The organism is Kitasatospora sp. CM 4170 (assembly GCF_032110285.1).
Classification (GTDB): Bacteria; Actinomycetota; Actinomycetes; order Streptomycetales; family Streptomycetaceae; genus Kitasatospora; species Kitasatospora aburaviensis.
The window spans coordinates 4,691,235-4,705,311 of record NZ_CP134877.1; the positions used below are offsets into that span (position 1 = coordinate 4,691,235).

Sequence of the window (14,077 nt, forward strand, 5' to 3'; positions counted from 1 at the left end):
CAGGACCACGGCGGCCGCCTACCCGCGGTCGCGGTCGCGGTCGCGGGCCTGCTCCAGGTCCTCCCAGGTGTCGCAGTCGTAGGTCACGTCGTCGGTGTCGGCCAGCCGGAGCGTGCGCAGGCCGCCGGTCAGGCGGCGCAGCGGCAGGCCGGCCGGGTCGCCGAGGGAGGCGAGCACGCCGCGCAGGGCGGCGGTGCGGTAGGCGGCGGCGAGCGGCTGGTCGCGGCCGCCGGCGTCGACCAGGACGACCGCCTCGGTCTCCCGGTCCGCCGCGGCGAGGGCGCCGGCCAGCCGGCGGACGGTCCGCTCGTCGAGGAACGGCAGGTCCGCGGCGAGCAGCAGCACGATCTCCGCCGTGGCCTCGGCGAGGCCGGCCGCGACGGCCGCCACCGGCCCGCCGCCGGGCGGCCGCTCGCGCGTCCAGCGCACCTCGACGCCGGCGGTGGGCCGGGCCGGGCCGACCACCACGGTGGTCCGGGCACCGGCGCAGGCGGCGAGCACGCGGTCGAGCAGCGTCGACTCACCGACGGTCAGACCGGGCTTGTCCACCCCACCGAGCCGCCGGGCGGCGCCCCCGGCGGGCACGATCACGTCGTACGGCGTCATGCCGCCAGTATCCGCCCCGCCCCGGCCCCGCCCGGTACGGCACGGGGGCGGCCCGGGGGCCCGGGGGGGCCGGGGGCCCGGTCCCGCCCCGGCCCCGTCAGGCCTCGTCGTCCTCCGGCTCCGCCGGCACGGCCGCCTCGCGCTCCGCCGGGGCCTCCTCGCCGGTCTCCCGGGCGGTGTTGGCGGCGGCGCTCAGCTCCAGGACGGCCGGCAGGGTCAGCTCGCCGTACCGCTCGTTCATCGCGGTGGCCAGCGCCTCCGGATCGGTCGGGTGCTCGGCCAGCAGCCGGTCGAAGTCCTGCAGGTACTCGCCGGTGAAGGCGAGCACCCGGACCGCGTCGTCGTCCTGACCGGGCGCCCGGTGGCCGGCGATCACCCGGTCGGCGCCGAGGTCGGCGATCCGGCCGAGGTTGTGCACCCAGGCGGTCCGCTGCTCCGGGGTGGTGTCCGCGGTCCAGACGTGGGTGCCGTTGTAGACGAAGTCACCGGCGACCACCGTGCGGGCGCTGGGCACGTGGACCACGGTGGACCCGCTGCAGTCGCCCTGGCCGAGCAGCAGGACCGGGACCACCTGCCGGTCGATCATCAGCGGCTGGGGCAGCAGCTGCGCGGGCACCAGCGGGTGGTCCGGGATGTCGTCGCCGTACACCGGCTTCCACTGGGCGACCTTGGCGGCGGCGGTGCGCAGGATGCCCTCCACCACCGGCGGCGCGGCGAGCAGCTGCGCGTCCGGGAAGAGCCGGAGCACCTCCTCGGCCCCGAAGTAGTGGTCCGGGTGCTGGTGGGTGATCACGATGGCGAGCAGCCGGCGGCCCTTGCCGGCCACCCACTCGGCCAGCTCGCGCCCCGCGCTGCGGGTGAGCTGGGCGTCGACCAGGATCGCGGTGCGCTCGCCGAGGATCAGCGTGGAGGTGGCGAAGAAGGCCGACTCCGGGCCGGTGAAGACGGCGGTCTCCAGCGGTCGGGCCGGCGGCGCCCCGTTCGCGCGGTTCGCCCCGTCCGCGCGCTCGGCGCCGGCGCTCTCCTCGGGCGGGGACGGCGTCACTGGCTGCTCCTCCTGGTCGGCGGTCGGGCTCCCGGTGCCCTGCGGCGCGGGAGGTACGCCCCACAGCATGGGAGCACGGGCCGCCGAAAGCCCGGAAGGCGCGCCCGGCGGCATGCAGAAGCGCTCGGGCCCGCCCGTGGAGAACGGCGGGCCCGAGCGCTCTGCGTCACGGACGGTGGGAGGGGGTCAGCCCTTGCGGCCGGTCAGCCTGGCGAAGCGTGCGGCGAGGCCCCAGGAGGTGACCCGCCAGAGCGCCTCGACCACGATGTGGCGGCTCATCTTGGAGGCGCCGAGCTCGCGCTCGACGAAGGTGATCGGCACCTCGGCCACCTTGAAGCCGGCCTTCACGGTGCGCCAGGCCAGGTCGACCTGGAAGCAGTACCCGGCGGAGGCGACCTCGTCCATGCCCAGGCCCAGCAGCGTCTCCTTGCGGAACGCCCGGTAGCCGCCGGTGACGTCCCGGATCGGCACGCCCAGCATCAGCCGCGAGTACGTCGACCCGCCGCGGGAGAGCAGCAGCCGCGACTTCGGCCAGTTCACCACCCGGCCGCCCGGCACCCAGCGCGAGCCCAGCACCAGGTCGGCGCCGCGCAGCGCGCCCAGCAGCCGGTCCAGCTCCTCGGGCTGGTGCGAGCCGTCGGCGTCCATCTCGACCAGGACGTCGTAGCCGTTGTCGATGCCCCAGCGGAACCCCGCCAGGTAGGCGGCGCCCAGGCCCTCCTTGCCCCGTCGGTGCATGACGTGCACGTTCGGGTCCTCGGCGGCCAGCTTGTCGGCCAGCTCACCGGTGCCGTCGGGGCTGTTGTCGTCGGCCACCAGGACGTGCACCTCGGGCACGGCCGCGCGGACCCGGCCGACGATCCGCTCGACGTTCTCCGCCTCGTTGAACGTCGGGATGATCACCAGCACCCTGCCGAGATCAGCAAAACTCTGCTGGTTCACGGTCACGTACAAACCTCTCGGCCGGTGGCGGGAAGTGCCGGTCACCGTGCCCGCACTCTGAACGCATCCCGGTCGGCAACCCCCGCCGACCTGGTCACCACGGTGGAAACCACTGCGTCCTGGCATCCTACTACCGCTGCCTCGCACCCCCGGAACCGCTGCGGCACTCCCCGCCGCCGCCCACCGTTTCCCCTGCGGTGACATCGGTCGGCTAGGGTCGATCCCCGGCCTTCGAGAAGGAGCAGAACCGCGCGCATGGACAGGCTCGTCAACACAGTCCGCCCGTACGCCTGGGGTTCGGTCACGGCACTCCCGGAGCTGCTCGGACAGGAACCGACCGGAGAACCCCAGGCCGAGCTCTGGATGGGCGCCCACCCGGGCGCCCCCTCCCGCGCCGACCGCGGCGAGGGGCCCCGCGCCCTGGACGAGCTGATCGCCGCCGACCCCGAGGGCGAACTGGGCGCCGCCGCCGTGGCGCGGTTCGGCCCCGCCCTGCCGTTCCTGCTCAAGATCCTGGCAGCCGGCATCCCGCTGTCGATCCAGGCCCACCCCACCCTCGACCAGGCGCGGGCCGGCTTCGCCGCGGAGAACGCCCTCGGCATCCCCCCGGACGCCCCGCACCGCAGCTACCGCGACGCCAACCACAAGCCCGAACTCATCTGCGCGCTCGGCGACTTCGATGGGCTCTGCGGCTTCCGCCGGCCGGCCGAGGCGGCCGCCCTGCTGTCCGGGCTGGGCGTCCCCGCCCTCGCCCCGCTGGTCGACCTGCTCGGTGCCGAGGGCGAGGACGAGGCCGAGGCCCTGCGCAGCACGCTGGTCGCCGTCCTCACCATGGACGACGCCACCGCCGAGGCCGCCGTCCGGGACACCGCCGAGGCGGTGGAGAAGGCCGCCGCCGAGGATCCGGACGGCCCCTACGCGCTGTACACCCGGATCACCCGCGGCTTCCCCGGGGACCGCGGCCTGATCGCCGGCCTGCTGCTCAACGCCGTCCGGCTCCGGGCCGGCGAGGCGCTCTACCTCGGCGCCGGCGTCCCGCACGCCTACCTGCACGGCGTCTGCGTCGAACTCCAGGCCAACTCCGACAACGTGCTGCGCGCCGGGCTCACGCCCAAGCACATCGACGTGCCGGAGCTGCTCAAGGTGGTCGGGTTCACCCCCGGCGCTCCGGACCTGCTGCTCCCCTCCCCCGTCGAGGGCACCCCGGGCGAGGAGCTCTACCCCGTGCCGATCGACGAGTTCCGGCTCTCCCGCTTCACCCTGGACGGCCGCGAGCGCGAGCTCGACGGCCGGGCCCCGCAGATCCTGCTCTGCACCGCCGGCACCGCCCGGCTCACCGCCGCCGACGGCGCCGTGCTGGAGCTCGCCCGCGGCGAGTCCGCCTTCCTCCCGGCGACCGGCACCGCCACCCGGCTCGACGGCGCCGCCGCCACCGTCTTCCGCGCCACCGTCACCCTCTGAACCCCCTCTGACGCGGCCCGCCGTACGGCGAAGGGCTCGCCTCCCCCGTCGGGGAGGCGAGCCCTCGCGCATGCGGACCGGCGGTCAGTGGCCCCGGTGCCCGGGACCGCCCGCACCGCCCGCACCGACCTCGACCGGCACCGGCGGCTCGGTCCGGTCGGGCGCTGCCCCGGACGCCCCGGACGCCCCGGTCGCCCCGGACGGCGCCGCGGCGGCCACCAGCGGGTCGACGGCCGGCCAGCGGCGGTCGACCGCCTTGCTGACCTTCTTGCCCAGCTTCTGCACCGGAAGCTCCACCAGGCGGTACATCACCCAGCTCGCCAGCATGATCACGGCGAGGTACTCGACCGTCCAGATCAGCTTGCCGCCGGTCGTCGGGGGCACCTTGGGCACCTCCAGCAGGTGCTGGAGGGTGTGCACCAGCGGGACGTGCAGCAGGTAGAGCGAGAAGCTGATCGCGCCGAGCCAGGTCAGCGGCTTCGGGAAGCGGCGCTTGCGCAGCGCCATGCCGATCCCGAAGGTGATCCAGGCCGCGAGGTAGGAGCCCGCCCAGGCCCGCCAGCCCGCCGTCCAGGTGTTCTGCTCCATGCCGTCGCGGTTGTACATCCAGGCGACGGCCACGCCCGCCGCGATCACGAAGCCGCAGCAGAGGATCGCCTGGAGGCGGTCGATCTGGCGGTTCTCGGCGCGGTAGAGGACGGTGCCCGCGAACATCGTCGCGAAGATCATCAGGGTCTGGTACATCGGGGCCCGGCTGTTGTTGTACATCAGCACGAAGCCCAGCAGGCCGAGCGTGATCGCGCCGATCCGGGTCAGGTTCTGGCGCCCGCTGAGGATGCAGGCGAAGGCGAAGACCACGATCAGCACGGAGCCCCAGACCAGGTTCCGGGTCGAGGTGACGTCGTGGGTCAGCGTGTGGGAGGCGATGGAGGTGCCGAAGAGCAGCGCCACCGCCGCGAAGCCGACCGCGAGCGGGCCGCTGCGGCGGTGCTGGCCGACCGCGAAGAGTGCGGTGACCATGTAGTAGAAGACCATCTCGTAGCTGAGGGTCCACATGACGCCGAGGCCGTTCCAGACGCCCATGAAGTCCTGCAGCATGGTCGAGTTGGCGGCCAGGTAGACCAGGTCGTGGTCGGTGGCGAAGAGGGCGACCGATCCGTCGCCCTTCGGGATGATGGCCAGCGCGACCACGATGCCGAAGACGATCGGCGGCCAGAGCCGGAAGAACCGGCCGATCCAGAACTGCCGCATGTCCCCGCGCCGCTCCAGCGAGGCCGGGATGATGTAGCCGCTGACCAGGAAGAACAGCATCACGCCGTACAGCCCGAGGTCCGCGTGCCACCAGATGAAGGCGGCCATGCGGTCCGGCAGCATCTTCAGGACGTCGAAGTGGTGCAGGGCGACCACCAGGGCGGCCACGCCACGGAGCGCGTCGAGCCAGCCCAGCCGACTGGCCGGCCTGCCCGCCTGGGCTTTCGCGCTTCCCCCGGCCCGGCGGGCGGACAGCTGTCGTATCGTCTTCACGGCAGGTGACAGTAGTCCATGGCGCCGCGGAGCTCCCGTCCAGAGTGACGACGGTTGAGCCCTCCGGAGTGCCCTTCGGCGCCGCCGGCGGGCCGCGGGGACGGACCTCCCCCGCATCCCGCGAGGTCAGGCGGCCTGCCCGGGCCGTCCGAGTGCACCACGCCGGGCCCGGGCACCCGGGCTACCGGCGAGCCCGGATCGCACCGAGGGGCTTCCCGCGCCACGCTGGTCTGGACGCCGGACCCCCACGGACGGAAGGCTGGGCCATGCGGAAACTGGTCTACGGCATGAACCTGACCCTGGACGGCTACATCGCCGCGGCCGGTGACGACATCGGCTGGAGCGCACCGCCGAGCGACGAGCTGTTCCAGTGGTGGCTCGACCACGAGCGGGCGAGCGGCCTGTCGCTGTACGGGCGCAAGCTGTGGGAGACGATGAGCTCCTACTGGCCGACCGGCGACCAGCAGCCCGGCGCCACCCCGGCGGAGATCGAGTTCGCGCGGAACTGGCGGGAGACGCCCAAGGTGGTGTTCTCCTCGACGATCGACGAGGTCGACTGGAACACCCGCCTGGTCACCGGCGACGCGGTCGCCGAGATCACCCGGCTCAAGGCCGAGGACGGCGGCCCGATGAACATCGGCGGTGCGACGCTCGCCGGCGCGGCCGTGCGCGCCGGGCTGGTCGACGAGTACGTGATCGCCACCCATCCGGTCCTGGTGGGCGGCGGCACGCCGTTCTTCACCGCGCTGGACGGCTGGGTGAACCTGAACCTGGTGGAGACGCGGACGTTCCCCGGCGGCGTGGTCCTGACCAGGTACGAGACGAGGCGCTGAGCAGCAGCACCCGCGCGCGCCGGTCCCGCCACGGAGTCCGGGACCCCGCGGCGGGCACGGTCGGTACGGCGGGTGTAGGGTCTCGCGGCTCGTGTCATAGAGCACAGCCCTGACCAGGGGGTTCCTGGGCTGTCTCAGCCCATGTCCGGGTGCTCGCGTCTCAGTTCCGTGGCATTTCTTCAGGGTCTGCATCAGCGGCGATCCGTTCCACCCACTCACGTACGGTCACTGCTCGCTCGATGCGGCTGACGATGTCCTTCCTGGACGCCGTGTCCAAGGTTTCCGGGATCTTGTCGAAGGTGTCGGGAAGGACGTCGAGGAGACCCCAGATCTGTTCGCCGGTGCTGACGGTCAGCAGTTGCTGGCACCTCCACTGCAACGGCACCTCGGGACGGTGCCTCAGCCGCTGGATGAGCGTAGGGAACAGGTAGTGCGTCGCCTCTGCAGCGAGGTGCTCTTGGAGCCAGTCGACCGGGAGCCGCTGGCTGAAGCCGTGCATGGCCGCCTCCTGGGCCAGGTCCAGGAGCTGAGCGGTGTCGACGGCTCGGACGGTGCGGGGAAGGGACGGGGTCATGCCGAGATGATGTCAGGAGGCGTCCGCAGGACCGAGAGGTCGGTGGGGCCGGGATGCAATCTGCCGACGGGCCGGACCCCAGACTTCCTCGAACTCCTCGGCGGTGAGTTGCTCGGGGTCGTGGCCTTCCCATTCTGAGACGGGCAGCTCGGCTGTGATCCCGAACCTGCCGTTGTACTCATCGAGGCGGCCTGCGTCGTGGGCCTGCTGCCATTCGTCGAGGGAGGCCGCTGCGATCGGGGTCAGCTCCGGCCCTTGGAGTTCGACCTGCCGGGTCACCCAGCCTTCGGCGTCCACCTCGAAGTAGAACCAGACATCCTCCTCGCCCCAGTAGCAGCGCATCCATGTGTTCACGAGCCCATAATGGCGGCGGTCTGCTCTCCAGCCGCTGCGGCGACCAATTCCTGTTGGATGGTCATCCGGAGTACTGGGATGCTCCTGCTGTGACCACCACGACGAGCAATCTGCAGACCGAGGCCGGATGGGACGGCCCCTATTACCGTGCCCGGGCCGAAGGATTCGAGGCACTGTTCCTCCCGAGCCCTGATGAGGTGCTCGACGAGGTCTGCAACGTCGATGCTGAGGTCCACCTCCCCGATGGCTCGCGCTGGAGCGCGACGATCTTCACGATGGCCGAGGTCGACCGGTTGATGAAGAGGTGGGAGGAGACGGGAGAAGCGGCAGGTGGTCGGTGCTTCTGGTGCTCGGACGGACTGATCGTTAGAGATCCCGGCATCCGAGGCATGGTGAGTGTGATCGCCGAGTTGCTTGCGTCAGGAGAGTTCGAAGGGGCCTTTCACCGCCTGGACGACTCGGAGAGGTGACTTGCCGGCTCGATCGCAATCAGTCGATGGCCGATTCGGGGCGGCTTTCTCCGCGTGATCGGAGCGGGACGCCGAGGATCTTCGCCCAACGTCGCATGTTCGCGGGGCTCATGGCCTTCTCCTGCGCGAGGTCGGCGAGGCTGCGGTGGTGGTGGACGTACTGCTCGTAGAACCAGGTGCGGTCGATGACCGTGCGGGCTGTCCGGTATCGGCGAAGTGGGATGGCGTACTCGTTCGCGAGCCGGGTCAGGGTGATGCGGTTGAGTCCGAAGCCCTCAGCGATCTCGCCGAGGCTTCGCCGTTCGTCGCAGTAGAGACGTGTCAACTCTTCTCGGGAGAGTACGGCTTGGGCTGCGGCGATGGCTTGTCCGCGTGCTCGGAACTGGTGACTGGTCAGCGGTGGAGGCGGTGGTGGATGCCGCTGAAGAAGGTGCCGAAGGACTTCAACGGAGGTGCCGAGCTGCTCGGCGATGGTGCTGATGTTGCTCTGCGCCGCCATGACCAGTTCGTGCATCAGCTCAATGTCCACCGCGGCGGGATCAGGGCCGGGCAGGTCGAGGCCGTCCATGAGCGAGGTGGGTGGATGCCAAGCGACCGGCTCGCCCCGGATTCCTTGATCGTGCAGGAATGCCCGGGCAGCGTCGTCCAGTGCGGCGGCGAGGGCGGGGGTGAGGCTGGCCGTGAACTCGCTCAGATACGTGCGCCTTGGCGTGTCCTTGATGACGTAGGCAGCCGGAGCGAGGTGCTCGGGCATGCCGCTGATCCGCTGGAACAGCAGGTTCCGGACGACTTGGTGGCGGTGCTCGCGGCCGAGTGGGGCTCCGGTGCGGCGGCAGATCTGCTTCCAGTGGGCGGCGGGGAGGAGATGGTCGTAGTCGATGCCGCGTCTGCGGGCGTAATCGATCGGGACGGGGTGGGCGTCGAGGTGCTCAGCGAGGCGGGTGAGCGCGTGGAGGATGCCCGGCCAGTGCGCGCCTGCCCGCAGGATCTGCAGGATGCGGGAGATGTTCGAGTCGTCGGTGGCCGAGCCGAGGAGCTTCGCCGCGTCCGGAAGGTCGATCCGGCTGCCGAACAGCAGCAGCGATCCTGCCAGGGCCGGGCGCATGATCCTGCTGTAGGCGCTCTTCACCGGGCAGAGCAGTAGCGACCACTCGGGCCACAGAGCACTGGGGATCTTCCGGCTGCGGCGAGCGTCGGACGAGGCCGAGGTGGAAGGAAAACAGGGGACCAAGGCGGCGGTGCGGTAACGGATCTGGTCGGTCACCCGTAACGATGGATCGAGAGCTGCGAGGTAGACGGCCCGCAGCCGGGTGCTGATGTTTCGGCCCCAGCTTTCGATGTTCGTGGGGGTCGAGTGTCCGGCCGCGTCGCGCGTCGCGTCGGTCACCCAACGCAGTGCTTCTCCTGCCTGCGTGATGGTGGGCTGGTCGAGGATGTCGACCGCCGTAGTGACCGCGATCGCGGTGGTCAGGGCGTCCGGTGGTGCCATGTAGCCCGGGCGGGCCTCGGCCGGTCTCGCGGTGCCGTCCGGTGGGGTGAGCGTGCCGAGGTGTGCGGCGGCCAGGTCACCGGGCGCCACCGCCTGCAGACCTGACCGGACGGCAGGCGCGAGAATCCTGCCGGCGACTGCCTTGATATCCGCGAGAGCGACGGCCGACGGCATGGGGTCACCGGCGAAGACGCCGAAGCTCGCGATGCCCGATTCGAACATGTCCAGCAGCAGTGCCTGCGTCTTGAACGCCCGATGGTCCGCGGGCAGCTGCAGGGTTTTTGCAGCGGCGAGTTCGTGGTGGCAGCGGGAGACAGGATCATTGCGGTTCGTCCCTGGCTGCCGGCAGGCGCATCGTCCGGGCTTCGGAATCGCGTGCCTCGAATGGGGACGTTCGCGCTGTACTCGGTGGCATCCGGGGCAGCGGTCGGCGAGAAGCCGATGGTGGATGGTGCAGGCGAAGCTCCAGCTCAGTCTCCAGGACAGCTGCCAGCGGCCGCCGGTCACTGCCAGGCAGTCCGGGCAGAAGCGCGACGCGCGACCTCGCCCCCACAACTGGCCGCGGGCGACTTGCCGCTTGACGGAGTCGATCACTACGGCCCGCTGGTCGTAGTGGGCCAAGGTCATGCCCGTGATCCGTCCCGGTGTCAGTCCGCTCGCCTTCGCGATGGCATCGACCTCGGCTGAGCGCAACAGGATGGTCCACTCCCACGGGATGTCGAGCAGACATGCGCCCCTGGTGTTGGGCCGGACGGGGAGCCCGAACTCGGCCATGACGTCCCCGAGCGGGGTGTCCAGGCGGCAGGCCACGGCCTCGAGCCAGGAGTCGAGTGCCTCGCCGGGAACGGGTTGCAGTCGGACCGGAAGAGTCCGCGGCACCGTGATCACGCCACCGTCTTGGCGCGAGACCGGGGACGGCTGGTCAACTTCCTGCCGTCTAAGGCGGCTTCGAGCTCTCGTCGGGCGTTCTCGGATGCCTCATCGTTCTTCACCCGGTCCAGAAGGTCGCGGCTGAGCCGCTCGTCGCCGCATCGGATGGCCCGCTGGCAGCCTCGGTTGATCAGCGTCATGAGCGAGCCGATGTGTCCGGTGCTGCGGGCGAAGAGGTAGTCCGACAACTCGTCCGCGAGCATGCCCGGACACTTGTCGGCCAGGACCACGCGCTGTTCCAGCGTCTTGAGCATCTGCCGCCATTCCCGGCGGCCAGCCTCGCTCGTGATCGTGAAGGGTCGCATGCCCAGACGGGTGGTGCGGCGCCCGGTCTGGGCCAGGGCCGCGTCACCGCCGGCTTCCCCCTCGCTGAACAAGCCCTTGTCCGCGAGTCCGACACCGATCATCAGCAAGGTCACCGGAAACTCGTTCGCGATCCACTTCAGGTGGTTGCTGACCTCGACGCCGCTGGCGTTGCCCCACTTCAGGAAGTGCAGGTCATCCAGTGCGAGGACGCGGACCTCGCACGACAGCACGCAGTCCAGGGCTCGCTGGCCGAGCTGGGTGGTGGTTCCCCGGTAGCGTCCTGGGTGCCCGAAGAACTCCAGGATGGCCCGGTTGAGGTCCTTCATACCGGTGTTGCCGGTCAGGCCGACCCGGCAGACCGGCCAGCGCTCGTGGCCTGCGGCGGTGAATTCGCCCTGTTCGGCGATCTCCCGGCCATGGAACTCCCGGGCGAAGGCCAGCACCGAGGTAGTCTTCCCCAGGCCCGGAAAGGCATCCACGGCCACCGCCCCTTTGGCCTTGTCCCCGTCCTGCGCGTTGCTGTCGACGATGTCCCACAAGTCCTCGTGGAGCTCGGACAGTTGCGGTGTCTTGATCGGCCCGAGGTTCGCGTGCCATTCCCGCCGCAACCGGTCATACTCCGCTCGCGCCTTGGGGCTCAGCGATCCGAGCCCGGCCCGGGCCAGCGTTTCGGGCTGGACTCGGCGCGGGGCTTCGGCGAATGCCTTGAAGTCCTCCTTCCGCGACAAGGCCAGGTTGCCCAAGCTCGGCAGGCCGACGGCAGTCACACGTCCTCCAGGGCGTCGGCGTAGAAGTCGTCCTCGCCGGCGAGGTCTTCCAGATCGGCGTCATCGTCATCGCCGGCCTCCGGCATCCCGGGCTCGTCCGCGGCTGGCTCTGCCTTCAGGGCCTCGCGGACGGACGGAAGCGGGAGAGCCGGCTGAGCCCCGGTCTCCGGCAGCTCGATGGCCGCCTGCTCGCGCGAGAGCCGCAGGGCCATCCGCCGCTCGGCGAGTGTCGTGCCCAGCCCGAGGTTCCACCGTTCCAGCAGGTCGGCGACCGCGAGCCGATCGTCCGGGTAGCGGTACTTCGAGGCGGCCAGCTTCCGCGCGAACGCCAGCGCGTCCTCGCTCAACGGCATCCGCGCTGACGGGGCGTGCTCCCAGACCAAGGTGTGCCAGCGGCGGCTGTCAGGGTCGCGGAAGTAGATCCGGGTGATGTCGTCGGGGTCGACCTGGAACGGCCAGCCGTTCTTGACCGGGCCGCCGTAGGGGCTCTTGGCGCCCCGACTGGGAAGGCCAGCGCCGTTGTAGCGGCGGCGGTCGATCTCGACGCCGTAGTGCTGGATCGTGCGCCACTTGGTGGGCAGGAACTCGAAGGCCAGATCCGAGTCCCGCGGTGCCTCGATGTAGCCGGCCCTGGCCATGCCGTGCTCGAACATCTGCGCCGGGGACATCCTCAGCCCGGGCAAGCCCGGATCGACCAGACCGGAATGGGGACGGCAGTGGTAGACCACCGCGGTCCACTCGCGGATGATCGCCTCCAACTCGTCGAGGAAGAAGAACGCGTCGTCCTCCGGCCTCTCGCCGCGGGAGTGGATGTCGGGCCCCTTGTAGCCGGGCAACACCTGCAGCAGGCCCTCGCGGAGCGTACGAAAATAGCGCTCGACCGGGCCCTTGTCCCGCCCTGTCCGCAGCCTCGCCGGCTGGATGGAGATGCCCATCCGACGACAGACGCTGGTCAGATGCTCCGACACATAAACCTTGCCGTGATCGACCACCACCGTCTCCGGCACCAGCGGAGGGGAGGCGAACCCCGGCCCGTCGACGGCCTCGATGTCGACCAGGACGGTGCGTGGGATGCCGTGCTCGGGCCAGACCGCGTGCCGCGGCCAGTCCCGTCCGGCCAGCCGAGGCCGGAAGCACTGGTAGAGCACCGCGCTGACGTCCACCGACTTCGTGGCAACCGGCGTGAGACGGATCCCAGTGATGCAGCGGGTGTACCAGTCCATGCCGACACTGAGTTCGGCCTGCACCCACCGCAGCGTCAGCGGATCGAACGCGAACACGTCCAGGCGGGTGGAGTCCATCAGCAGGTACTCGCCCGGCCTGGTCGGCCGCAACTTGCCGTAAACCCCCTCGGGCCGGTCCGCGATATCCCGGTTGCGCTTCGTACTCAGCCGGAACAGCGGGTGCCGGTCCTCCAGCTCCGCCAGAAGCCGAAACGCGGTCGCCCGGCTCGGCTGCGGCACCGCCCCCGGACCAAACCGGGCGATCACCCTGGCCCTGGTGCGCTCGATCACCATCGTGCGCGACGGCTTCGACTCCCCGGTGTGTTCGACCATCACCTCCAGCGCGGTCTCCACCCACCGCTCATCCGCCGTGACCCGGGACGTCCGGCTCGGTACGTTCTTGGGCGCCAGCCCGGCCTCACCGTGCTCGCGGAACGCGGTGACCCACCGCCTCACCGAGCGCGGAGCAACCCCGAGCTCCGCTGCCTTCGCCGCGTACTTGGCCTCCAGCGGCCTCCCGAGCGCGTACTCAGCACGAGGTTCGCCCTCCCGCGCCATTTCCCGGCAGCCCGAGCGATACCCCGTCAGGACCTCGCGGACATGCTCGGCCCGCTCCATCAACTTCCGCCGCTCGTCCTCATGGAGCTGGCCCAGCACCACCGACGCGATCTCCTCGGTATCCCCGCCCGCCAGGCTGGTCTGATCAGGGATTACAGCGGCCCGATCGGAGAACAGCAGCTCTTTCAAGGACAGCCGCAGCAGCCGACCCCTGCCATCCTTCAGGACCACCTCGTTGCCCGCCGTGGTCGCGGCCATCTCCACCACCTCGACGGTCTCCCCGTCGTAGCGGAATCGCGTACCAACTCCCACCCGCACTCCGGCCCAGCTCACGCTGACCTCCTCAACACCCCGTGGCCGAGGGGTTGGTCGAGATCGGTCAGGAGGTCGTGCGTCCACAGCAGGTGGCAGATCGCGGACCGCACAAGGGGCTCAGGTCGGCCGGGCAGACAGCGAGCGGCCTGGCTCAACGGGACTCCGTCCAGATCCAGTCGGCGGAGCTCGTCCAGCAGCGCGGGGCCGAACAGCCAGTCCCTGCGGTAACCGGCCAGGAAGCGGATGTTCTCCAGCCTCGCCTCCGGCGGCTCGCTCCAGACCTCGAAGCGCCACCCCCGGGACTCCACCACCCTCCGGGTCCACTCGAAGGTGAAGGCCACCTCCGACCTGGCCAGCCGGTGGCGCGGTTTGACGTCCACCACCACGGGCCCCTGCTCGGTGATCAGCAGATAGTCCGGGATGTGCTTGCGTACCTCTCCGTCCACAACGGTCTTCAGCAGGAACGGCTGGGCCACGATGTGCTGAACGGAGGGATCGAAGTCGGCGAAGACCAACCTCGCCAGCTCCAGGCGCGACTCGTAGATCACGTGGTCGCGCATCGTCGCAGACCAGTACGTACCCGAGTAGTGCCTCTGGCCCATGTACCAGCGGAAGGTCCGCCACGGCACGGCCGACCGCAGCAGCCCGACGGATACCCCCGCCAACGCCAGGTCCTCGAC

General features: G+C 70.7%; 12 protein-coding genes and 1 pseudogene. 3 read left to right on the plus strand and 10 right to left on the minus strand.

Annotated elements, in window-relative coordinates:
• Window positions 1-42: 42 nt before the first annotated feature.
• The 3 genes and pseudogenes from RMN57_RS19890 to RMN57_RS19900 form a co-directional block, all read right to left on the minus strand.
• A pseudogene (locus RMN57_RS19890) lies at window positions 43-606 on the minus strand (molybdenum cofactor guanylyltransferase); the annotation flags it as partial.
• Window positions 607-703: 97 nt separating this feature from the next.
• Entirely contained in the window at window positions 704-1,651 is a 948-nt protein-coding gene (locus tag RMN57_RS19895; RefSeq protein WP_313764695.1) for an MBL fold metallo-hydrolase, read from the minus strand.
• A gap of 186 nt (window positions 1,652-1,837) precedes the next feature.
• Window positions 1,838-2,599, minus strand: a complete 762-nt coding sequence (locus RMN57_RS19900) for a polyprenol monophosphomannose synthase (RefSeq protein WP_313764696.1) — start codon at window positions 2,597-2,599, stop codon at window positions 1,838-1,840.
• Between the two features lie 249 nt (window positions 2,600-2,848).
• On the opposite strand from RMN57_RS19900, the gene manA reads away from it, so the two are divergent.
• Complete coding sequence (manA, locus tag RMN57_RS19905) at window positions 2,849-4,054, plus strand: mannose-6-phosphate isomerase, class I (RefSeq protein WP_313764697.1); 1,206 nt, start codon at window positions 2,849-2,851, stop codon at window positions 4,052-4,054.
• 84 nt (window positions 4,055-4,138) lie between these two features.
• Here manA and RMN57_RS19910 read toward each other — a convergent pair whose 3' ends face one another.
• Entirely contained in the window at window positions 4,139-5,578 is a 1,440-nt protein-coding gene (locus RMN57_RS19910; protein ID WP_313764698.1) for an acyltransferase, read from the minus strand.
• Window positions 5,579-5,844: 266 nt separating this feature from the next.
• Between RMN57_RS19910 and RMN57_RS19915 the strand changes: the two genes are divergently transcribed.
• Complete coding sequence (locus RMN57_RS19915; protein WP_313764699.1) at window positions 5,845-6,411, plus strand: dihydrofolate reductase family protein; 567 nt, start codon at window positions 5,845-5,847, stop codon at window positions 6,409-6,411.
• Between the two features lie 160 nt (window positions 6,412-6,571).
• Here RMN57_RS19915 and RMN57_RS19920 read toward each other — a convergent pair whose 3' ends face one another.
• Together RMN57_RS19920 and RMN57_RS19925 are read right to left on the minus strand one after the other, a co-directional pair.
• Window positions 6,572-6,985 (minus strand): hypothetical protein, encoded by a 414-nt coding sequence (locus RMN57_RS19920; RefSeq protein WP_313764700.1) that lies wholly within the window; start codon window positions 6,983-6,985, stop codon window positions 6,572-6,574.
• Between the two features lie 12 nt (window positions 6,986-6,997).
• Window positions 6,998-7,327, minus strand: a complete 330-nt coding sequence (locus tag RMN57_RS19925) for a hypothetical protein (RefSeq protein WP_380234873.1) — start codon at window positions 7,325-7,327, stop codon at window positions 6,998-7,000.
• A gap of 101 nt (window positions 7,328-7,428) precedes the next feature.
• On the opposite strand from RMN57_RS19925, the gene RMN57_RS19930 reads away from it, so the two are divergent.
• On the plus strand, window positions 7,429-7,809 hold the full coding sequence (locus RMN57_RS19930; protein ID WP_313764702.1) for a hypothetical protein: 381 nt from the start codon (window positions 7,429-7,431) through the stop codon (window positions 7,807-7,809).
• Window positions 7,810-7,828: 19 nt separating this feature from the next.
• Here RMN57_RS19930 and RMN57_RS19935 read toward each other — a convergent pair whose 3' ends face one another.
• Genes RMN57_RS19935 through RMN57_RS19950 form a run of 4 tightly spaced genes read right to left on the minus strand, consistent with a single transcriptional unit; the run spans window position 7,829 to window position 14,062 of the window.
• Window positions 7,829-10,186, minus strand: a complete 2,358-nt coding sequence (locus RMN57_RS19935; protein WP_313764703.1) for a TniQ family protein — start codon at window positions 10,184-10,186, stop codon at window positions 7,829-7,831.
• Window positions 10,183-11,301: an AAA family ATPase gene (locus RMN57_RS19940; RefSeq protein ID WP_313764704.1), complete on the minus strand. Its 1,119-nt coding sequence runs from the start codon at window positions 11,299-11,301 to the stop codon at window positions 10,183-10,185. Before RMN57_RS19940 ends, RMN57_RS19935 begins: the two co-directional genes overlap by 4 nt.
• Window positions 11,298-13,415: a helix-turn-helix domain-containing protein gene (locus RMN57_RS19945; RefSeq protein ID WP_313764705.1), complete on the minus strand. Its 2,118-nt coding sequence runs from the start codon at window positions 13,413-13,415 to the stop codon at window positions 11,298-11,300. The genes RMN57_RS19940 and RMN57_RS19945 overlap by 4 nt, the downstream gene beginning before the upstream one ends.
• On the minus strand, window positions 13,412-14,062 hold the full coding sequence (locus RMN57_RS19950; protein WP_313764706.1) for a TnsA-like heteromeric transposase endonuclease subunit: 651 nt from the start codon (window positions 14,060-14,062) through the stop codon (window positions 13,412-13,414). Before RMN57_RS19950 ends, RMN57_RS19945 begins: the two co-directional genes overlap by 4 nt.
• Between the last annotated feature and the right edge of the window lie 15 nt (window positions 14,063-14,077).

Excerpts from the sequence above, each read along its gene's own strand:
- manA (WP_313764697.1), top strand. The coding sequence starts at position 2,849 with ATGGACAGGCTCGTCAACACAGTCCGCCCGTACGCCTGGGGTTCGGTC.
- RMN57_RS19915 (WP_313764699.1), top strand. The coding sequence starts at position 5,845 with ATGCGGAAACTGGTCTACGGCATGAACCTGACCCTGGACGGCTACATC.
- RMN57_RS19920 (WP_313764700.1), bottom strand. The coding sequence starts at position 6,985 with ATGACCCCGTCCCTTCCCCGCACCGTCCGAGCCGTCGACACCGCTCAG.
- RMN57_RS19925 (WP_380234873.1), bottom strand. The coding sequence starts at position 7,327 with ATGCGCTGCTACTGGGGCGAGGAGGATGTCTGGTTCTACTTCGAGGTG.